General features: G+C 40.4%; 14 protein-coding genes. 6 read left to right on the top strand and 8 right to left on the bottom strand.

Annotated elements, in window-relative coordinates; translation table 11 throughout:
• Positions 1-230: 230 nt before the first annotated feature.
• The 4 genes from CAL7507_RS20050 to CAL7507_RS20030 form a co-directional block, all read right to left on the bottom strand.
• Positions 231-1,733, bottom strand: coding sequence for an HlyD family efflux transporter periplasmic adaptor subunit (locus CAL7507_RS20050; protein ID WP_015130317.1), 1,503 nt, complete (start codon positions 1,731-1,733; stop codon positions 231-233).
• A 62-nt stretch (positions 1,734-1,795) separates the two neighbouring features.
• Positions 1,796-4,741 (bottom strand): peptidase domain-containing ABC transporter, encoded by a 2,946-nt coding sequence (locus tag CAL7507_RS20045; RefSeq protein ID WP_015130316.1) that lies wholly within the window; start codon positions 4,739-4,741, stop codon positions 1,796-1,798.
• Positions 4,742-4,956: 215 nt separating this feature from the next.
• Complete coding sequence (locus CAL7507_RS20040) at positions 4,957-5,703, bottom strand: peptidylprolyl isomerase (protein ID WP_015130315.1); 747 nt, start codon at positions 5,701-5,703, stop codon at positions 4,957-4,959.
• Between the two features lie 360 nt (positions 5,704-6,063).
• Entirely contained in the window at positions 6,064-6,756 is a 693-nt protein-coding gene (locus tag CAL7507_RS20030; RefSeq protein ID WP_015130313.1) for a PPC domain-containing protein, read from the bottom strand.
• A gap of 380 nt (positions 6,757-7,136) precedes the next feature.
• On the opposite strand from CAL7507_RS20030, the gene CAL7507_RS20025 reads away from it, so the two are divergent.
• The 5 genes from CAL7507_RS20025 to CAL7507_RS20005 all read left to right on the top strand — a co-directional run bounded on the left by CAL7507_RS20025 (position 7,137) and on the right by CAL7507_RS20005 (position 13,626).
• Complete coding sequence (locus tag CAL7507_RS20025) at positions 7,137-10,352, top strand: S-layer family protein (protein ID WP_015130312.1); 3,216 nt, start codon at positions 7,137-7,139, stop codon at positions 10,350-10,352.
• A gap of 111 nt (positions 10,353-10,463) precedes the next feature.
• Positions 10,464-10,706 (top strand): hypothetical protein, encoded by a 243-nt coding sequence (locus tag CAL7507_RS20020; RefSeq protein WP_015130311.1) that lies wholly within the window; start codon positions 10,464-10,466, stop codon positions 10,704-10,706.
• Positions 10,703-11,092: a type II toxin-antitoxin system VapC family toxin gene (locus CAL7507_RS20015; RefSeq protein ID WP_015130310.1), complete on the top strand. Its 390-nt coding sequence runs from the start codon at positions 10,703-10,705 to the stop codon at positions 11,090-11,092. The genes CAL7507_RS20020 and CAL7507_RS20015 overlap by 4 nt, the downstream gene beginning before the upstream one ends.
• A gap of 123 nt (positions 11,093-11,215) precedes the next feature.
• Positions 11,216-12,388, top strand: coding sequence for a sigma-70 family RNA polymerase sigma factor (locus tag CAL7507_RS20010; protein WP_015130309.1), 1,173 nt, complete (start codon positions 11,216-11,218; stop codon positions 12,386-12,388).
• Between the two features lie 86 nt (positions 12,389-12,474).
• Entirely contained in the window at positions 12,475-13,626 is a 1,152-nt protein-coding gene (locus CAL7507_RS20005) for a DUF1822 family protein (RefSeq protein WP_015130308.1), read from the top strand.
• 12 nt (positions 13,627-13,638) lie between these two features.
• Here CAL7507_RS20005 and CAL7507_RS20000 read toward each other — a convergent pair whose 3' ends face one another.
• The 4 genes from CAL7507_RS20000 to CAL7507_RS19985 all read right to left on the bottom strand — a co-directional run bounded on the left by CAL7507_RS20000 (position 13,639) and on the right by CAL7507_RS19985 (position 16,887).
• Positions 13,639-14,019 carry a Uma2 family endonuclease gene (locus CAL7507_RS20000; RefSeq protein WP_083862915.1) on the bottom strand — a complete coding sequence of 127 codons (381 nt, stop codon included), beginning with the start codon at positions 14,017-14,019 and terminating at the stop codon, positions 13,639-13,641.
• 214 nt (positions 14,020-14,233) lie between these two features.
• Positions 14,234-15,160 carry a hypothetical protein gene (locus CAL7507_RS30200; RefSeq protein WP_015130307.1) on the bottom strand — a complete coding sequence of 309 codons (927 nt, stop codon included), beginning with the start codon at positions 15,158-15,160 and terminating at the stop codon, positions 14,234-14,236.
• A 31-nt stretch (positions 15,161-15,191) separates the two neighbouring features.
• Positions 15,192-16,373, bottom strand: a complete 1,182-nt coding sequence (locus CAL7507_RS19990) for a radical SAM protein (protein ID WP_015130306.1) — start codon at positions 16,371-16,373, stop codon at positions 15,192-15,194.
• Positions 16,374-16,473: 100 nt separating this feature from the next.
• The gene (locus CAL7507_RS19985; protein ID WP_144051236.1) at positions 16,474-16,887 is read right to left on the bottom strand and encodes a hypothetical protein; all 414 of its coding nucleotides are present in this window, start codon (positions 16,885-16,887) and stop codon (positions 16,474-16,476) included.
• Between the two features lie 547 nt (positions 16,888-17,434).
• Between CAL7507_RS19985 and CAL7507_RS19980 the strand changes: the two genes are divergently transcribed.
• A complete protein-coding gene (locus CAL7507_RS19980) occupies positions 17,435-21,124 on the top strand; it encodes a filamentous hemagglutinin N-terminal domain-containing protein (RefSeq protein WP_015130304.1) in 3,690 nt (1,229 codons plus the stop codon).
• Positions 21,125-21,329 lie beyond the last annotated feature (205 nt).

Here is a 21,329-nt window from a genome sequence, read left to right as displayed (position 1 = left end):
ATCTAAAAGCCTCTTAAGCATAAATGTCAGCCAAAGACTTATTTCATGAAGCTGTTAAAAAAGAATTACTTATAGCGTTTCCTAATCTAGTGAAGTACAAATTTATCTGCGTTTATCTGCGTTTATCTGCGTTTAATTTTTTATAAACGTTCATATACTGGATATGGGGTAGCTTAAAGTTTGGGTAACATGTTGTGAGGTTTGCGAAGTAGCAAAATGAGAATTTTCCTTCAACGCACAGTCTTCAAACTTTCAGCTTTTTGAACCATAAAATCTGTGAAAATACTCATCACAGTCCGTTGTCGCAATTTAACATTAGCATTAATCGACATCCCCGACTGCAAAGGTACTTGACGAGAATTAATTAACAAAGCTTGCCCGCTCAAACGCACCTTAGCAGAAAAACGCCAATACTGATAAACTTGGTCGGGAGGTAAAGCATCTGAACCGATTTTGATTAATTCTCCTTTAATATCTCCATATTCTTGAAAGGGGAAAGAATCAATTCTCACATCAACTTTTTGTCCTTCTTTAACAAAACCAATATCTTTATTGGTGATGTATACTTTTGCAATTAGGTTATCATCAGGAACAATTTTTAAAATCGGTTCGCTGGTGTTGACGACAAACCCTGAAGATTTAGCTTTGAGTTCAAAAACCGTTCCATTAACTGGAGAAGTAATTTTTTGATACTTCAAAGTTTCTTTTGCATGAGTTAATTTACTATCAATTTCACCAATTTGATTCTTAATCTCTAAAATTCGTTTTTGATTATCTAAAATTACCCTAGTTAACTGGCTCTCAATTTCAGCAATACCTTTGTCATTTACCGTAATTCTAGCTAATACATCCTCTTGAGACAATGCAGCACTATTCCGCATTTTTTCATTTGACTGATTTAGTGCTAATTGCAATCGTTGTTGTTCTTTAGTTAGGCGAATAACTTCTGCTTGTTTAGTGCTAATATCCTGCTGCTGCTTTAAATATTGCACTTGTGAAATAGCTCCTGCTTTTGCTAAAGGTTCAAATTTATGCAGAATTTTTTGATCAATTGTGAGTAACTCCTTTGCGCTGGTTAACTGTGCCTGGTTTTGAAAAAATTGCTGTTGAATTTGTCCTGTTTCTAAATTGGCAGTTTCTAAGCGGGATGATGATTCAGTTTGGCGAGTTTGCAAACGTAATTGTTGTTCTGGTGTGAGAGTAAGTCCAGTAATAGAACCTTTTAGCTGGGCGCGGTAGAGCTGATTTTCGGCTGCATAAGCAACGCGACTTTTCATCAAAAATGCTAACTCTGGCTTAATTCCTAATAATGTTGTTTGTTGTGTAATTTCTTGAGGAGTAATTCTACCTTTAAGTTGGTTATAATAAAAATTGTTTTCTTGTTCTAAAGCTTGTTTTTGTTGCAAACTAACAGCACGACTTTTCTGTAATGATGTTAGTTCTGCTTGGGAGGAAACTTGTTCTAGACTAATCAGAATTTGACCTTTTTTAACTCGCTGACCATCATTGACATAAATTTCTTTAACGACACCACCAACAGGCGCTTGGATTTCCTGTACTGCGCCTTTTGGTTCTAGTTTACCAGTGACGTTAATTGATTCTTCAATTTTAAATACTGATGCCCAAATTAAGGTGAATGAGGAGACTCCAATAATAGTCCAAGCAATTAACCGTGACCAAGTAGGAGATTGTTCGAGAAGTACGGGTTGTTCAAATTGAGATTGAATATTCATGGTGAGATTAATTCCTATTCTTTGTAACTTTGCGCCTTTGCGCCTTTGCGTGAGACAAATTCTTAAATCTGTCCGTCTTGTTGTTGATAGAGACAGTAGTAATAGCCTTTAAGAGACATTAATTCTGCGTGGGTTCCTTGTTCGACAATTGAGCCAGAATCCATCATCAGAATGATATCGGCGTTGCGGATTGTGCTGAGGCGGTGGGTGATGAAAAATACTGTTTTTTGATGAAATGCTTCTGCCAAATTGCGACAAACTTGGGCTTCAGCGTTGTAGTCGAGGGCGCTGGTGGCTTCATCAAGGACAAGGATTTGGGGATTTTGGAGGACTGTACGAGCGATCGCAATTCTTTGTCTCTGTCCACCAGACAATCCTGATCCTCTCTCCCCTACCTGGGTATTATAGCCGTTGGGCAGGCTCATAATAAAGTCATGGGCATAGGCAATTTTGGCAGCAGTGACGATTTCTTCATCACCCGCATCAGGAGAAGCTAAGGCGATATTTTCCCGCACCGTACCATCGAATAATAGTGTATCTTGTAGCACCATCCCAATCTGACGACGCAAGGAATACAGTTCTACTTTGCTGATGTCGTAACCATCAATCACAATTTTTCCTGATTTGGGTTCGTAGAGTCGGGGTAACAATTTCAGCAGGGTACTTTTACCAGAACCACTTTGACCAACTATGCCCACAAAGCTACCAGTGGGGATATCTAAGTTAATATTGCATAGTTGCAGTTGACCATTTTGTTGGAAGCTGAAAGATAGATTTTCATAACGAACACTACCTGTAATTGTTGGCATCAAGATATTTTGAGTATCAGCTTCCGTTTCTTGGGGGCTATCGATAATATCGCTGAGACGTTGTAGAGATAATGCTGTCTCTTGGAAGTTCTGCCAAAGCTGCACCAGGCGCAACAGAGGACTGGTAACATAGCCTGAGAGGATGCGAAAAGCCATTAGTTGTCCTAGGGTGAGTTGTTGGTGGAGAACCAGGTAAGCGCCAACCCACAGCACTAATAAGCTAGAGAACTTGTTGAGAAAACTGCTGACGGAACTAGCGGTAGTTTGAGTAGAGACAGTCTTGAAACCAGCACTAATATAACGAGCATACCGTTCTTGCCATTGCCAACGCGATCGCATTTCTAAATTTTGTGCTTTAACTGTCTGCATCCCTCCCATGATTTCCACCAAGTAGGAGTGAGTTTCGGCGTTGCGTTCGGCTTTCGCTTGTAACTGTCGCCGCATCACCGGGGAAACCAACAAATTTAGCAAAGCAAATAACGGTACTGTTGCTAATCCCACCACAGTCAGCAACGGGCTATATACTGTCATCACCAGGATATATACTACCGAAAATATCGCATCCATCACTACGGTGAGCGCAGTACCCGTGAGAAAGGAACGAATATTTTCCAGTTCCCCAACCCGCGTGGCTAATTCTCCTACAGGGCGACGTTCAAAGTAAGATAAAGGTAGACGTAGCAGGTGATTAATCACCTCTGAACCTAAAGAAAGGTCAATGCGGTTAGTGGTATCTACAAATAATTGCGTGCGGATAGCGGTGAGTACAGCTTCCACTATCGACACCACAATTAAAAATATCCCAAACACCTCTAAAGTATCAGGACTGTTACCGATAATCACTTTATCAATCACAACCTGTGTCACCAAAGGATTAACTAACCCAAATATCTGCACCACCATTGAAGCAATCAGCACCTCAATTAACACCTTGCGGTAGCGTCGCAGTGACGGAACGAACCAACTCAACCCAAACCGCGATTTGGGAGTATGTTTGTTGGCTTGGAGTAACAACACCTCGCCCTCACTACCCCAAGTTTCCGCAAAGTCTTTTACTTTACGACGTATCAATCCCATTTCGGGAACAGCAATGAGTAACTGTTGGTTGCTATTTTTGTAGATAATCGCAAAACTATCTTGCCAAGATATCATCACAGGGAATTGCAAGCGCACCACCGCAGTAGCGGGAACTCTTACCATCTGCGTTGTTAAACCCAACAACTCCGCCACAGCAGCACAAAATGGCAGAGATAACCCGCCAGTCTTTTCATAATTTGTCGATATCACCCGCCGCAGCATATCTCTACGGAAAGTAACATTAAAATATTGACTCAACATTTGGAAACAAGCTAATGCTGCATCTTGTTGTCCTCTACCCCGGATGTATGGGTATTTTCTGGGTTGAGAATCCTGGACTAATTCTGGTTGTGGGTTAAATTTTGGCGCGTAGGGGATATCTGCAACATCAAGTGTCTGGCTGAATGTGGGAACTAGTGCTGTTTGCAGTAATGATTGAGGTAAACCCAACAACCGCAGATTCACATTTGTAGAGACGCGGAATTTTGCATCAAAACGACTACCAACGGGAAAATCTGGTTGGGAACTACTGCTAACTAACCACAAAAAATCAGCATTTAACTGCTTTGAATATATATTTTCTAAATGGGAAGATAAGATAGTAGCTTGCTCAAAACAAGTATGGGCTAGTTTGATTAAATCAGTATGACCATCTGCTCGACGGTGAAATTCTGCTGTTAATAAATCATATATTTCTATTAATGTAGCTTGACTGTGTAGTGCTTCTGCAAAAGCAGCTTCTTGATGCATTAGACTCAGAAAATCTGTAATCTCAAAGTTGAGACAAACAACCTCAGTTGAAGCAACTACAGTTTCACAAGCCATACCCCGCACATGGGAAACCCAACCTAAAATTTCTCCAGCAGCAAGTAACTTTAATGTCACGCTTTTTTCTGTGCGAGAATCAAAGACTAAAAGACGTGCTTGTCCTTGATAGATAATACTTATTTGTTGGGGCATGGTTTCCCGTGCCATGATTAATTGCCCCATGCGATAACGGAAAACTTGAATTTTTGCAGATAGTTTTTCTAAGACTTTCGCTGATAAGCGATTGAAAGGAAATAGCCCTGCAATAAATTCTTTGATATCAATCGTTGGGGATGTCATAGCATGGGCGCTCATAGCCTTTGTCCTGTTTCCATAAGTGGTATGCTGCTCTATACGAATGTTTTTGAGAAATATGCAACTCTTGAATCAGTGAACAGTTATCAGTGAACAGTGAACAGTGAACAGTAGTGGGCAATGCCCACCAAAACCTAGATATGGTATTTCTTATCGACGTAGGTGTTACCAATATAATGAAACTGATAACTGATAACTGATAACTGATAACTGTTTCACGCAGCTTGGAGGGTAATCAAAGATTCACGAGATAATTGCTTAACTTGCTCATTCAACCATTGCTCAAACAATTCATCAATTAACCTCCGACGCATCATTTCATCAAGCTGTGCAGGTAATAATTTCTCTAATCGCAAAATTATAAAACATTCACCCATAGGACGAGGTGGCCAAAGTTGACCGGGTTGACTTACAGAAAGTATGTTGCTAATTATCGGATGCAGCTGATTTAAAGGAACTGGCCCGATGATTCCGCTAGTACGTACTTCCGCACCTTGAGAATATTCCCGTGCTAACTCAGCAAAAGATTGTTCCTCCGCTTGAATACGGAAGTAAATTTCCGCAGCTATTCCTTGGTCTTGATGACGGATAAGTGAATAAATTACTTGGTCTAAACTTGCCTTGCGTTTTAAAAAATAAGACTCTACTTTTTTTTCCCAAGTAGCGATTTTAAATTTTTCAATTTTCCAGGCACGAATAGCTAAATCTGTCATTTTTTCTAGAGTCATACCCTGATTTTGTAACCATGTTTTCAGTTCATCATCTGATGTGATTTGACAGCGATTTTTACATTCATCAATAGCAGCAGCCGCTTCTGATTCGGTGAGTAAAATATTTGATATGGCTTGGTCGATAATTATACCGCGCTGAATTTGGGGAATAACTTGGTATCGTTGTAAAAGTGATGGAACTTCATGTGCATGAATATTGATTCCACCTATTTGTAAAATTTCTTGGTTCATTACAATTGAGAAAATCTGAACTATATTGGATTGAATTAAGGTGCGTTAAGACTAATATCTATAACGCACCAAAAAAATTTAGATGGCGTGTTAGCTAGAGACATAACACACAAAAAGGGGCAAAAAAATGTAGGTTGGGTTGAGACTTTGCAAAACCCAACCTACATCTAACAACAAGACATCTATAGGAATCCGGTTTGATTGTTGAACATATTTAAGTATTGGTAGGGGAGCCACCCTTGTGCGCGGGTTTCCCGCGTTGAGAGGAGTGGCGTTGGGCAATGCCCACCATATCCGGGTTTTGCTGGGCATTGCCCACCCTACTACGTTTAATTCAAAAATCAAATAGTAGTCCTATATTTAAACAGATTCTGTTGTCACGGTGTAGTTGGTGTTAGCACCGTTAAAAGAATTGACTCTGGCATAGTAAGTGCCTGCATTTAAGTAACTAGTAACCGCATCAGATGCAGTACCACCATTACTAGAAGAACCAATCACAACTTGACTACTGTTATATAGTTGCAAATCGGCATCTGCTGTGAGGTTGTTAACCCGGACTCGATAATTCCCAGCTTCACTGACAGTAAATCTGTAGTAGTCATTGGGGTCGCTACTACCAACAAAATCGCTTTGGGATCTGCCAATGTTTCTACTAAACTCACCAAGGTCAAAAGCAGAACTAAAGCTGCTACCTGGATCAAAACCAGGACCTGAACCTGTAAAGTTTAGGCTGTAGCTGGTGTTAGCACCGTTATAAGAATTAACCCTTGCATAGTAAGTGCCTGCGCCTAAATAGCGACTGATTGAATCGCTAGCAGTGCCACCATTGGATGAACTTTGAATGACATTGCCAACGCTATCAAGTAATTGTAAGTCGGCATCTGCACTCAACCCTGATAAGTTGATATTAAAGTTACTACCATTAGACAAAGTAAAACGATAGTAATCATTGGTGTCACTAGAGTTTACAGATTGGCTGAACGTGTAGTTATAGCTGCCACTGGCGTTACCAAGGTTATAAGCTGTTTGTATGTTACTACCAGGATCGCGCATATTGAACAATCTCCTTATTTACTTTCATTGTTGTTTTGTGTAAGTTTGGTTCACCTGACTAGCATTTTTATGTCTTGCTTTTGAGGTGCGCCTCTCTTCTGTTGCTGTTTACGACTGCTTTTTTTGTTTATGCACTTAGTCATGAAAAATCTTGAAATGCTTGCCCAGCAAATAAATTTCCAGCACATTCAGTAAACGGCGTTGCTGATTAGTGGGATAATTTTTGTTTCACGCAGAGACGCGGAGGCGCGGAGAATGAGAGTTTGAGAGATTGAATTTTCATCCTTAGATTCAGCAATGCCCAGTAAACATAATCGACCACTAGCGATCGCCTGAAAGTATAATCTAGTGGTTGTACTCTATTTTTATCAGGTACTGGTATGGCTCAAATTTGGCAGTATCTAGTGTCAATTAGTACCTTATTTAGCAGTATTTTTTTCATCAACCTTGATACTAAAGCCTTAGCTCAAAGCATCACTATCGATGGCACATTGGGAACACCACAGACTTTAACGGGGCCTGATTATGTAATTCCCCAAGCAGCAGGTCAAGCAGTTGGTAATAATTTATTCCACAGTTTTGGCAAGTTCAATCTTAATAGTAATGAAGCGGCAATTTTTCAAAGTAATCCCAATATCCAAAATATTCTCTCTCGGGTAACGGGTGGTTCGCAATCTCTAATCGATGGTTTGATTCGCACACAGACTGGTGTTAATCTTTTTTTAATCAATCCCAATGGGATTATATTTGGACAGAATGCGCGGTTAGATGTGGGTGGTTCGTTTGTGGCGAGTACAGCGAATGCATTGCAATTTGGTAACTTGGGATTTTTCAGCGCTACTGAGAAAAATGTCCCCTCACCTTTGTTGACAATTAATCCTTCGGCTTTGTTTTTCAACCAAATTAATCAAAATGCAGCTATTCAAAATAACTCAGTAGCACCAGCAGGAACAGACCCAGCAGGTTTCAGAGCGTTTGGTTTGCGAGTTCCAGATGGTAAGAGTTTGCTGCTAGTCGGTGGAAATGTCAGCATGGATGGCGGACAATTAAATGCTAATGGTGGGAGAGTTGAGTTAGGGGGACTGGCAGCACCGGGAAATGTCAATCTTCTGTTTAATGGCGATAATCTCAGCTTGCAATTTCCTGAAAATATAACTCGTGCAGATGTATCACTCACCAATCAAGCATTTGTGTCTGTGGCAAGGGCTGGTGGCGGTGATATTACAGTCAATGCCCGAAATCTAGAGATGTTCACAGGAAGTCTGCTGTTTACTGGCATTAGACGAGGTTTGGGGACAACTACAACTGTTGCTGGAGATATTACCCTCAATGCCACAAATAACATAAAGGTTGTCGGTAGTGGTGTGGTCAATCAGATACTACCGCAAGCAACGGGCAATGCTGGTAACATAAATATCACTGCGACAACACTGTCTCTTTCTGAGCGCGCTACTTTATCCGCATCCACGTTTGGCAGTGGCAAGGCTGGTAATATTACTATTCGTGCCTCCGATTTTGTTGATATAAACAAAAGTAACTTGTCTTCTCAGGCTGACCAAGGCTCAATAGGCTCTGCCGGAGATGTGACCATTGAAACTGGACGTTTATTTGTGGGTAATAATGCACAAATCTCTACTGGAACCATTCGTACTAGCACGGGTGCTGGTGGAAATCTGACTATTAACGCTTTGAATTCGGTTGATTTAGCCAACAACAGTGGAATTTTTACTGACACAGAAGGGATTGGAGCAGCTGGAGACTTAAAGATTACAACCAGGCACCTGAATGTACAAGATGGTGGAGTCATATTTGGAGGCACTTCCAGCACGGGTAGAGGGGGGAATATGACTATTAATGCCTTGAGTGTAGATATTATCGGTGTTTCAGCACTAGGGAATTACAGCGGTATATTAAGCGAATCAACAGGTTTTGGAGATGCAGGCACAATTATCATCAACGGTGACAGACTAAGTATTCAAGGAGGCGGGGTGTTAGCGGCTCGGACTTCTCAGCAGGGGAAAGGTGGAACCATCACAATCAATGCTTCTGATACTGTGGAATTAAGTGGTACAGCACCGAATGGTTCTGTTACAAGTTTATCTTCACAAACCCGAGGAACAGGAGCAGGGGGCGCTCTAACTATTAATACTCGACAGTTGAAGGTCGAAAATGGCGCACAGATATCTGTTTCTACATTTGGTCAAGGTAAGGGTGGAAATCTACAAGTAGCAGCTTCTGACTTGATTGAGTTGAGAGGAAGATCACAAAGTGGATTTTCTAGTGGTTTGTTTGCCCAAGTCAATGCAAGAGGAACAGGAGACGCAGGTAACTTAACGGTTACAACTAGGCAATTAACCTTAAATAATGGCGCTAAGATTTCTGTAGCTACATTAGGGGCGGGGCAAGGCGGAAATTTAAACATTATGACACCAGGAGGGGCGATCGCATTAATCGGTACCGCAGCAGATGGCACTAGTAGTTCCATAACAGCTGGTACTGATGGAACGGGAAAGGCGGGAAATGTAACCATAACTACTGCAAAATTGGTTGTTCAAGCAGGAGCAGCGGTACAAGCCAGCACGCAAGGCTTTGGCGAAGGAGGAACTCTGACGATTAATGCTTCAGACTCAATTAATTTAGAGGGTGTCTCCGCTGATGGTCGGTTTTTTAGTGGATTAACTACTCAGACTTTGGGAGCAAAAGCAGCTGGGAATTTAACATTGAATACCGCACAGTTAAATATTCAAAATGGAGCTGGGGTTTCTGTGGGTAGCCTGGGAACTGGAAAAGCAGGTGACTTGGAGATTAATGCACGTTTTATACAATTAGACAATCGGGGAAGTATTTTTTCTGGAACCTACTCAGGAGATGGTGGGAATATTTCACTTAGATTGCAAGACTTATTACTGCTGCGACGCAATAGCTTTATTTCTGCCACTGCTGGCACTGCACAGCAGGGTGGAAATGGTGGCAACATTACCATCAATACCCCTTTCATCGTTGCAGTCCCCAACGAAAACAACGACATCACTGCTAACGCTTTCACAGGCACTGGTGGCAAAGTTACTATCAATGCCACTGGTATCTATGGCATCACACCTCGTAGTCGAGAAGACTTAGTTAAGTTATTAGGAACCAACGAACCCAAAGATTTAAATCCTGCAAAGTTACCAACCAGCGATATTACTGCTATTTCTCAAACTAGTCCGACTTTAAACGGTGATGTCATTCTCAACACACCAGATTTAGATCCCAGTCGCGGTTTAACGGAATTACCCGCTAACTTAGTTGATGTATCGCAGCAAATTGCTCAAGGTTGCACCCCCAAAGGAAAAATAGCCAGTCGCTTTATCTCCACAGGACGGGGAGGTTTACCATTAAACCCGGATGAGCCATTGCGGGGACGTGCGGTGATTACTAACTGGGTAACGTTGGGTGAGGGGAATCAGGAAAGAGAAATTACGCAACGACCAACCCCTGAAACCATTGTAGAAGCCCAAGGATGGATAATAAATGCTGATGGTAATGTTGAATTGGTAGCATCTGTGCCTAGCAGTAGTTATGGTGTTCTTTCTTCTAGTTGTGACATGCGGTAGGATTTTGAGTGCGATGTCTACAACGCGCGTAGCTACAGCATATCGGCAACTGTGGCGATACCATGAAAGAAAGCAAGTTGGAAATTCGTGTTTTAGGAGATGATATTTAACATGACTACAAAAGACATGATTACCAAAGAATTATTAATTCAAGAAATAGAGTCTTTACCAGCGGAACTATTAACGCAAACATTAGATTTTATTCGCTTTATTAAAATTAGTCACGGTCAAAGCCAATTAAATACGGATGAAAAAGTAAAAAAACATCTTTATCCGCTACACAATACGCAGCCATATCGCTATGACGATCCAACAGAACCCATTGCATTAGAAGATTGGGAATTTTTGCAATGATTGCAATTGATACGCATATTTGGGTGTGGTGGATTCAGAATGATACACGTCTGACAGCAAAATATCAGCAGTTGTTACAGGAAAATGAATCTGATGGTATTGGTGTGAGTATTGTTTCTTGTTGGGAAGTAGCAAAATTAGTTGAAAAAGGGAGATTAATTTTACCGTTACCAATTAATGAATGGTTAGAAGCTGCTTTGGCTTACCCAGGAGTTAGATTATTAGACTTAACACTTCCTATTGTTATTGATTCTACACAGTTAGGAGGGTTTCATAGCGATCCTTTTGACCAAATAATTGTTGCTGCTGCTAGATTTTATGATTCTCCTTTGCTAACTGCTGATGCTAAAATCCTCAATTATGCTGGTGTCAAGACATTCAAGTAAAATCTAATTCCAGTTGTGATATGCGGTAGGATTTTAAGTGCGATGTCTACGACGCGCGTAGCTACAGCATATCGGCAACTGTGGCGATACTAATGACAAACGAAACGCGAAGTGAGTAAATCCATGCAACCCAGGCAAGATATTACGGATATTTTCTCCACATTTGTGTTATTCAATGCAGATTCTTTTCATAGCTGGGGCACTGATCCAAAACTGCGACGTAGTATCAAATCTTGTCTAGAAAAGTCTTCTCAGCCAGAATCAGATAATTTTTGGGCGATTTACTGGCATCAAGTTTGGCAAACTCAATCTAGTCCCCTAGCTGCGGCTCATATTTCCGCTTATTTACAGGAGGTTTGTTACTGGGTTTCCAGAAAAATCGCCCTGAATTTCCCCAGCCAGTCTTCTGTAGCTGATTGTTTTCAAATTGCCATTTCTCGCGTCTCAAAAATCTTAAAACGGTTCGATCCTCAATACAGTTCTAATTTGAAAGGTTATGCAGAACTTGCCTTTGAAGGCTTTATCAAAGACTCACTCCGCTTGCGCCAGGAAACCGATATCTGTACAGACTGGGGATTGTTGCACAAAATTAGTCGCAAACGACTGATTGATGCTTTACAAAATGCAGGTTTTAATAGTCCAATCATTGAAAGCTATGTTTTAGCTTGGGAATGTTTTAAAGAACTCCATACTACTACTAATAATACAAAAGTTCGTAAGCTGGTAGAGCCAGATGCTTTGACATGGCAAGCAATTGCTAATCTCTACAATACCCAGCATTTGAGTCAATCGAGTTCATCTACTCCAGAAACCTTAGAAAAATGGCTAAGTATCTCTGCTAAGGCTGTACGTGCCTTCCTTTATCCCAATCTAGTTTCTGTAGATGCCCCTAGAAATGAACAAGATGGTGGTAGTTTACTAGATATCATACCTGCGGACGTAGAAAAATCATTACTCAATGAAATCATTGCTCAAGAAGAATTTATCACCCTTCAAAAACAAACAAAGCAGTTGCAAACAGTCATAAATCAAGCTATAACTGCCCTTGATGCACAGTCACAAAAACTACTACAAACTTACTACAGCGAGAAACTTACACAACAGCAAATTGCCCAGCAGTTAGAAATCAAGCAATATCAAGTTTCTCGTCGTCTTAGCAGCATTAAGCGTCAACTGCTGCAATCTTTAGCGCAGTGGAGTAATGAAACATTGCATATCTCCCCAACTCCTAACGTACTGGATGCCATGAGTACAAGCTTAGAGGAATGGCTCAAATCAGTGAACAGTGAACAGTGAGCAGTGAACTTGATAACTGATAACTGATAACTGATAACTGATAACTGATAACTGATAACTGATAACTGATAACTGGTAACTGAATCATGTTTAATTCGCCTGCATCTATTACAATTGACCAAAATCAGTTTTATCTAGAACTTCCCGCCACTCCTGAGACTCCAGAACAACCATACTCAACAAATGGTAGTCGTCAGCGTGCCTGGATTAATCAACTTTGTCTTGATGCATTTTTGCCTTGGCTAAGAGCAGAAATTATCCCCAATGCTAGGGTTTATCCTCACGTTGCATCGTTACCCAGTTTCTGGGAACTTGTCAATGGCACTGCTATTATTTTTGATAACACTCGCTTGGTGCTAATTCCCACTCTCGCGGTGGATGGGGATGAGTTACGAGTTAGCCAAGAATGGGTAGATATTCCCGATTGGGTTGCTGACTATTACTTAGCAGTGCAAGTGAATCCCGATGATGGCTGGATGAAGATTTATGGTTACACAACACATCAACAGCTAAAAACAATTGGGGTTTATGATACTTTTGACCGAACTTACAGCCTTGAACGTGAGGATTTAATTCAAGATTTAAATGTACTTTGGGTGACACATCAACTTAATTACCAAGAAGTCTTACGCGCAGAGATTGCACCTCTACCACTACTTCCCCAAACCCAAGCCGAGAATTTATTAGCGCGTTTGGGTAATTCCGATGTCAAATTTCCTGGCCTATCAGTGCCTTTTTCTCTATGGGGTGCATTGTTAGCACACGGTGGCTGGCGAAAACGACTTTACGAACTGCGTCAAGGGATATCAGGACAGTATTCCATTCAAACATGGCTGCAAGCTGGTGTATCAAACTTTGCTCAACAGATGGGGTGGGGACAAAGAGAATTTGTTTTAGCGCCTTCTGGAATGAGGAGTGCAGAATCTATTCTGGGGTTGTCTCGCCAATTAATTATAGCAGGGGATACATATGAGCTACGTATTTTTCCTGGTGGTAATAGAGAAGAGCATATTTGGCGTTTTGAATTGCGGAGTACATCTGCTGATGCTACTATTCCTATTGGCTTGAAGCTGAGGCTGCTGACTGAAGACTTGCAACCTTTTGAGAATAACGAAGATATTGCCACAACTCCAGTCAACATATTATATCTGGAAGTTGTGTTGCAACCCGGCGAAGGTTTGGTGTGGGAAATAGAACCGACACCAGAAGACTGGGAGCGGGAAATTATCCGATTTTAGCTAAATTTCCTTCTAAAGCTTACGGTTGAGGATTTGTTCAGTTGTTAACTTAAGTGCTGTAAATCGGGATTGAATGAGTGTATTTCCAGTGTATTCCTCCTCCTCATAAAAACCAGCAATTAGCCTGTAGACGATGATATTACGTGCTTCAGGATTTATCACCCAATATTCAGGAACCGCCCTAGCCGCGTATTCGGAGCGTTTAAAGCGATAATCACGTTCTTCATTAGTCTTTCCTGGGGAGGCGACTTCAATAATCAACTCTGGTGGAGGCATTTCTAGCTCGATCGTACCCCGATTTGTTTGTCCCAAAATTGCTGCAAGTTTCTCTGATAGGATCATCAGATCCGGTAGCCGTATTTGTACTTGCGCTCCGGATACTGCAATAGACATGGGAAATTAAGGAAGAAGTAACAACAAAACCAACCCCACAAACAATAGTGGAAACACAAGGTTGGATAATCAATTCCGTGGGGAAGTCGAGTTAGTTGCACAAGTTTGTGGAGGTAATTCTCATAATTCTTCACAGCAAACAACGTTTAGCTGTAATGCTCCAACACCTCAATAATTAGTTTATCGCACACAAATGATAGCTATCCAAAAACAATTAACCCATAGAATCAATCTGCTGGGGTAGTATACCAAATTTACCAAGGAAGGTGAGAGTAACATCAAGTTCTTGCTTCTCTAAGCTTGATGCATCATGAATAATATTTTCTGTTGGAGCAATATAAGCTTGATTGGGTTCTAAAGCTATTTTAACTACTGGATAATCTGGAAAAGTTGTCATAAATTGATCGGGTAATTCAACACCGCGATAGTACCGAGAAACATCTATTGCTGTAGACAAGCCCAGCATTTCAAACATCTTCATTAAAGAAAGATTGATCAAGAGAAAGTAGCGTGTCTCTGTGCCGATATTAATACAGATCCGGTTTTTAGATAAATGTCTGCGTTTGAGTGGGGCTTTTTCCCAACTATCTAAATGTAGACCAACACGGGGTTGCTTCGGCAGAAATCTGACCGCATCAACGGTACTAGTAATTAAACCTGAGCAATGGCTATGAATTCCCAAACATTGGATTCCATCAGGGGTGAGAGAATACTTTTGCAAATATGAGGAGATATTTTGGATGAGTGGTTGATATTCTGCATGTAAGGATATTTTACTAATATTGTGTTCTGGGCGATCGCTATTTAAATTAAGTGTATTGATAATTACTCTCAACGGCTCAATTAAATTATTAGGGATTTGGATCACACCAATATATTTACCCAAATTCCACTTTTCGCTGCGATCAAGTAAAAGTATTAATCGCTCTTTTTCTACAGCAGTGACTATTTTCCACTCTTGCTTGGGAATAAAAGAAGCTGGCAAATATTCCTCTTTATCTGCTATTTGTAACGATAGTAATTCAGTACCATTGTTGATTTTTAATTGTTCCGAGTTAATGGTGATGCCTTGCTCCGGAACAATATTAATGTCTTCAATTAATTGACTTGTATAATCGCTGTTAAATTGAGAGCTAGTCAAGAAAATCTCTCCTTTTGAGATGAAATTGTGACTAAGCATAGGTTAATGCTGAATTGCTAGAAGAAGAAAGATTGAGACGATCCAGTTTAATTGTATGAGTATGAGGATCGATAATTCCAATTTCACGGAAGCGTCGATCAATATACTCTAAAAGTCCACGATCAACGATACATTGGAGCGCACCCCGTTCGTCTACAGGATAATATTCGCGACTCCCTTCAGCCATTGGATAACCACTACAACTGCCAAAATACGAACAATCACTACAGGTTTGTTCGATACGTCTTTCCGCATCAGCGACAATTTTCCAATGGTTTTCATTATCTATAACTTGAGCTAAAGGCGTAGTGAAAAGATTGCCATGACTGCGATTGTGATCGTAAGCATCGGCGTAACTATAAACCTCTCCATCTGTATTTACTAAATAAATAGATTCCCACTCGCGCTTATCATAAAATGTTGTTGGGGAATTGGGACTATAATGATAAACCACCTGTTGAATTGCTTCACGAATAGGGGTAATGAATACAAACTCTTCGTCGTCTAACCATAGATCGACAAGTTGTTTGTAAGCTCGCAAGGTATCATATGCACTAATTTCAAAGCCATCATGCTGGTTATCAAAAGCACCTTTGAATAGAGGTAAAATCCTGACGGATATATTCATCGAACGATAAAATTCATAAATTTCGGTAATGCGATCGATATTGCATTTAGTCAGGACAGTAATGCAGCCAAAATCAACCCCTGCTGCTGTCAGTCGATCCATATTTTCTAACACCCGCTCTTGAGATTCTATCCCGGTTTGATAGACTCGCAATCCCCCAAATAAATCGATAGATACTCCCACATGGTCAAAGCCTTCGGCTAATAATCTTAACCTTTCTCGATCTAATAAAGTGAGATTTGTTTGCACTCCATTAGTTACGCGATCGCGCTCATGATCGAAAATTTGATGCTGGAGATCAAAGGCTTGCCAATAGAAATTTGGATGCTGTAATAATGGTTCGCCACCATGCCAGATAAACTCGATATCTACAGGAAAATCTAATTTTTGATAATAGCTAGCAATATTTCGGAACATTTGTTCGATTTGTTTTAAACTTATCGCTTGTTTATTACCTAACTCGGCATACTCATAACAATAGCGGCATCGCAAATTACAATGTTTAGAAGTTTTAATCACAAACTGTACTGATTGACGTGGACTCATAATATCCTCTAATTATTTTGAATTTTTAAGACGGATCGGGGATTAGGATAAGTATCCAAACAGGTTTCACTAATCCCAGATCGACTAGTTTGAGATTAAATTAATGACCAATACTTCTGAATTTATCCACAGCAGAAGGACGGATTCTATATGAGGGATTAATCCGCTCGAAACCTGGATCTGGTTTTTTGAAATTCACAAATGGAGTTCCTGGTTTAGCCTCTCCAAATTTAGGTAAATTAGGATGGGCATCATGAAAATCACCAGGTTTTACTTCATATCCTCCCCCTGGTTGTATGATGAGAATTTTTCTAATCAGTTCAGGGTTTTTAATGGTAGACTCACGATATAGTTGGGTGTTTTCTTGATCTTGAATGGGAGCAGTCTGAGCTTTGGCAGCGGTGGATATCAAGCTAGCAGTAATTGCCAACGTCATTGCTATTGCTAAACGACCATTAATGTTCATTAAATTTACTCCTAAGTATTGATGTGGTGAATTGTAGACTGTTGCCATTGCTGATTTATGCGGATAATTTCGTCTTATGTTGAACGAAAGATTCGTATTTTCAGCAATTCCAGATTGAAACACTGAGAACTTCTACCAAAAAATTAGATATAAATACGTACCGTTTTTTAAGGTGAACTTCTCTTCTGTTGCTCTTTACGTTCTGCTTTCTCGGTTTATGCACGTAAGTCATACCAATTTAAGAGAAGAATGTGACAGATGCGTAGGTTGGGTAGAACGAAGTGAAACCCAACATCCACAAAACTGTGAGGTGTTGGGTTTCGCAAAGCCTCAACCCAACCTACATCTGTAGCTGCTTTCTCGGTTTATGCACGTAAGTCATAAAATATTTTAAAAAAACTGGAAATACCTATTCGAGGCCAAGACAATCAGTCGATTACCAAACATCTAGGTGTCCACACCAGCGCTAACATAATTTTATATATTAATTAATATTCAGAATTCTTCATATTTAGTCTCTGTATTTACCCTTAAACTAAACTCATAAACCATACACATAACTCAACCACTGGTGTCGTTGCTAAGGGGATAATCAATGGCGAAAAATTGGCTAGTGTTAGTGTCAAGAGTTTTGGCGATCGCTATTGCGTTTATCTACCCTAGCACTAAAGTCTGCGCCCAAAATATTACCCTAGATGGTTCATTAGGAACACGAGAAACTCTAACAGGCCCTAATTACACAATTCCTCAATCTGCTGGACAGACTGTTGGTAATAATTTATTTCATAGTTTTGGCAAGTTCAACCTTAACTCCAACGAAGCGGCAATTTTTCAAAATGCAGATAACATCAGAAATATTTTGTCGCGGGTGACTAGTGGTTCGCAATCTCTAATTGATGGTTTGATTCGCACCCAAAGTGGCGTAAATCTTTTTTTAATTAATCCCAGTGGGATTATATTTGGAAAAAATGCACGGTTAGATGTGGGTGGTTCGTTTGTGGCGAGTACAGCAAACAGTTTGAAGTTTCCAGATAACCTAGAATTTAGTGCTACAAATAATCTACAACAGCCGCCTTTGTTAAGTATTAATGTCCCTATAGGCTTGCAATATGGCAAACAGCAACCAGGTGAAATTACACTGCAAGGACAAGGCAATTCTGAACTGCGAGTGACTCCAGGAAACAGCTTGATTTTGGCTGGGGGAAAAATCAATGTCAACCAATTTAAATTATTTGCCCCTGGTGGAAAAATTGAATTAGCAGGAATAGCAGGTGATGGAATAGTCGATTTGCAGGTGAATAGTAATGATGTGGATTTGAGTCTTCCTCAAAAGATAGGACAAGCCGATGTTACACTCAAGAATTCAACACTGGATATAACAGCAGATAGTGGTAGAGGTATCAAAATTAATGCTCGTAATTTAGATTTATCCAATAGCAATATTAGCAGTCAAACTCAAGGTAAAGGAGACGCTGGAAGTGTCTTATTACAGACTGTTGGATCTATTTTTTTGAGAAACAGTAGTATTTCTAGTGTTACTTATGGACAGGGAAACTCAGGGAATATTTCATTAACAGCAAAAGGCGCGATTTTTTTTGATACCAGCAGCATCTCTACTAGCACTCCTTCTGGCTTAGGAGATGCTGGTAAAATTTCACTACAAGCAAATGGTTCCATTGCTTTTGTTGGTGGTGGTATCTTTAGTGATGTTGCCTATGGTAGGGGTAGTGGTGGTAGCATTTCCCTGGTAGCTGGGGACTCGATTTTAGTTACTCAAGGAGTTACATTTGATAGCGAAGCAATTAGCGATCGCTCTGGTGCTGGTAATATTTTATTTCAAGCAGGTAACTCTGTTGTCATCAGTGACAATAGTCGTATATATAGTACAACTGGTGGTAAGGGTGATGCAGGTAGAATCAATCTACAAGCACGTTCTTTCTCGTTGCTAAATGGTTCTGAGTTAGTCTCCACAACCTCTAATGAAGGGAAAGGAGGCGATATTGAAATTAATACCACTGATGCTGTGAATATTTCCGGACTTTACCCCGATGGTTCCTTACTGAAATATAGCAGCATACGCAGTAATGCCATTGCAGATGCTACTGCTAAAAAAGCAGGTGATATCAAAATTACAACGCAAACTTTCCAACTGTCAGATGCAGCCGTTTTAAATGCTGGAACCAGCAGCAGTGCTAGGGGTGGCGATATCACTATCAATAGCCGTACCGTAGAAATTACAGGTGGTGCAAAGTTGCTCACCTCTACTTTTGGCTTTAATGGCGGCAATGCAGGTAATATCACTATCAATGCTAGCGAAAAAATTGCTATTTTAGGTAGCGATCGCAATTATTTTCCACAACAACAAGCAAGACAATCATATTTATATTTCAATGACCAAATCAGTCCTGCTAGTGGGCTATTTTCCAATACTACACCTGGTTCTAATGGCAACGGTGGGAGAATTTCTCTACAGACACCCACTCTTTTATTAGCTAACGGAGCTACGGTTGTTACTAGCACAATAGGCAGTGGGAAAGCCGGTGACATTTACTTGGGTAGTCCTGATGAACCTATTAAGCAAATTACCATATCGGGTGCTAATACAGGATTTTTTGCTAACACTCAAGCCTCATCTATCACCTTACCACTAAAATTTATCACAGTTAACGAAATAGGTGAAGCTGGTCAATTACCTAGCACTGCTCAAAAAATTCCTACTATTGGAACTTTTGTCGAAAAAATTTCTGGTAGTCTCGATAGTAGCAATGATGTAGACCTTTATCAAATCGAATTGGAGGGAAATCAAACTTTCTCAGCAGAAACATTCGTTTCTAACGTAAGAGATACTCGCCTGTTTCTATTTGATAGCAATGGTATTGGTGTTTATGCCAATGATGACACGATATTTTCATCATTTGATTCATATCAATCATCTCTACCACCCAAGCATCCATTAACCCCTAAAAATCCTGGAACTTACTATTTAGCTATCACCCAATATCCTATAACTGCTGTTAGTAATGGAGGTGAAGTTTTTAGTTTTCTTACCCCCACGGAAATTAGTGGTGCGACTGGAAAAGGGGGGAGTTTACCTCTGAGTGGTTGGATTGGTGACGGCTTTGAGCAAGATAAATATACTATTTTACTTCGCGGATTGACTGCTAGACCGCAAATCTTACCGGGTGGAGATGGTGGTAATATCACTGTTCATGCTGCTTCTCTGATAGTTAAAGATTCTGCTCAGTTAACAACCAGCACCAGCGGTAACGGGAAAGCCGGAAATATCACGATTAATGCCGTTGATAGTATTAATTTGTTAGGTTCTAGTAGTGGTGTATATGCTAACACTACTCCCGGTTCCAGTGGCAACGGCGGTAATATTATCATCGACCCTAAAAACATGATTATTCGAGACGGCGCAAAGATAGCAGTTGATAGTCAAGGAGAAGGTATTGGCGGTAATATTGAACTAGCAGCAGGTATTCTCACTCTCAATAATGGAACTATTTCCGCCGAAACCCGCAGCAGTACAGGTGGTAATATTACTCTGAATTTGCAAGATTTATTACTATTACGTAATGGCAGCAAAATTTCTACCACAGCCGGGAATAATCAGTTTGCTGGAAATAGCGGTAACATCAATATCAACTCAAAATTTATCGTTGCAGTTCCCAATGAAAACAGCGATATCTCTGCCAATGCTTTCACTGGAACCGGTGGCAAAGTTACCATCAATGCAACTGGTATTTATGGCATCACACCCCGTAGTCGAGAAGAGTTAGTGAAATTATTAGGAACTAACAAACCTCAAGATTTAGATCCTGCGAAACTATTCACTAGCGATATTACTGCTATTTCTCAAACTAGTCCGATTTTAAACGGTGATGTCATTCTCAACACACCAGATTTAGATCCCACTCGTGGTTTAACCGTACTCCCCACCAATCTAGTTGACGTATCCAAACAAATTGCTCAAGGTTGTACCCCCAAGGGAAAAATAGCCAGTCATTTTACATCTACAGGACGAGGCGGTTTACCATTAAATCCTGATGAACCGTTACGGGGAAGAGCGGTGATGACTAATTGGGTGACTTTGGGTGAGGGGAATCAACAGATAAGGGAAATTACGAACAAATCAACCCCGGAGACAATTATAGAAGCGCAAAGCTGGGTAATAAATTCTGATGGTAAAGTCGAGTTGGTTGCATATGTGCCGGGGAGTACTTTTAATAACTCTTCGTTGCTATCTAATTTAAGTTGTAATGCGTTTCCCTCTTCTCAGTAAGTAACTATTCCTTAATTCTGCGTTCATCAGTTATCAGTTGGTAGCCAGAGTCCCCGAAGAGTATAAGTGCTGGGTTTGTGTCTTTTGTCGTGATCGCATCTTGGGAAAAAATTAAAAATGAGATAACAATCATTTAAACAATAATTGCGTCTCATACTGCGGCATCCATAAGAATTGTTTAAGTATTTGTATCTCAGATATAAGC

This window comes from Calothrix sp. PCC 7507 (assembly GCF_000316575.1).
Lineage (GTDB): Bacteria > Cyanobacteriota > Cyanobacteriia > Cyanobacteriales > Nostocaceae > Fortiea.
The sequence above is the reverse complement of the archived record's forward strand: the minus strand, read 5'-3'. Positions and strand labels throughout refer to the sequence as shown.

Excerpts from the sequence above, each read along its gene's own strand:
- CAL7507_RS20000 (WP_083862915.1), bottom strand. The coding sequence starts at position 14,019 with ATGTCTATTGCAGTATCCGGAGCGCAAGTACAAATACGGCTACCGGAT.
- CAL7507_RS20050 (WP_015130317.1), bottom strand. The coding sequence starts at position 1,733 with ATGAATATTCAATCTCAATTTGAACAACCCGTACTTCTCGAACAATCT.
- CAL7507_RS20025 (WP_015130312.1), top strand. The coding sequence starts at position 7,137 with ATGGCTCAAATTTGGCAGTATCTAGTGTCAATTAGTACCTTATTTAGC.
- CAL7507_RS19980 (WP_015130304.1), top strand. The coding sequence starts at position 17,435 with ATGGCGAAAAATTGGCTAGTGTTAGTGTCAAGAGTTTTGGCGATCGCT.
- CAL7507_RS20015 (WP_015130310.1), top strand. The coding sequence starts at position 10,703 with ATGATTGCAATTGATACGCATATTTGGGTGTGGTGGATTCAGAATGAT.
- CAL7507_RS20010 (WP_015130309.1), top strand. The coding sequence starts at position 11,216 with ATGCAACCCAGGCAAGATATTACGGATATTTTCTCCACATTTGTGTTA.
- CAL7507_RS20005 (WP_015130308.1), top strand. The coding sequence starts at position 12,475 with ATGTTTAATTCGCCTGCATCTATTACAATTGACCAAAATCAGTTTTAT.
- CAL7507_RS20045 (WP_015130316.1), bottom strand. The coding sequence starts at position 4,741 with ATGAGCGCCCATGCTATGACATCCCCAACGATTGATATCAAAGAATTT.
- CAL7507_RS19985 (WP_144051236.1), bottom strand. The coding sequence starts at position 16,887 with ATGGCAACAGTCTACAATTCACCACATCAATACTTAGGAGTAAATTTA.
- CAL7507_RS20030 (WP_015130313.1), bottom strand. The coding sequence starts at position 6,756 with ATGCGCGATCCTGGTAGTAACATACAAACAGCTTATAACCTTGGTAAC.
- CAL7507_RS20020 (WP_015130311.1), top strand. The coding sequence starts at position 10,464 with ATGACTACAAAAGACATGATTACCAAAGAATTATTAATTCAAGAAATA.
- CAL7507_RS20040 (WP_015130315.1), bottom strand. The coding sequence starts at position 5,703 with ATGAACCAAGAAATTTTACAAATAGGTGGAATCAATATTCATGCACAT.
- CAL7507_RS19990 (WP_015130306.1), bottom strand. The coding sequence starts at position 16,373 with ATGAGTCCACGTCAATCAGTACAGTTTGTGATTAAAACTTCTAAACAT.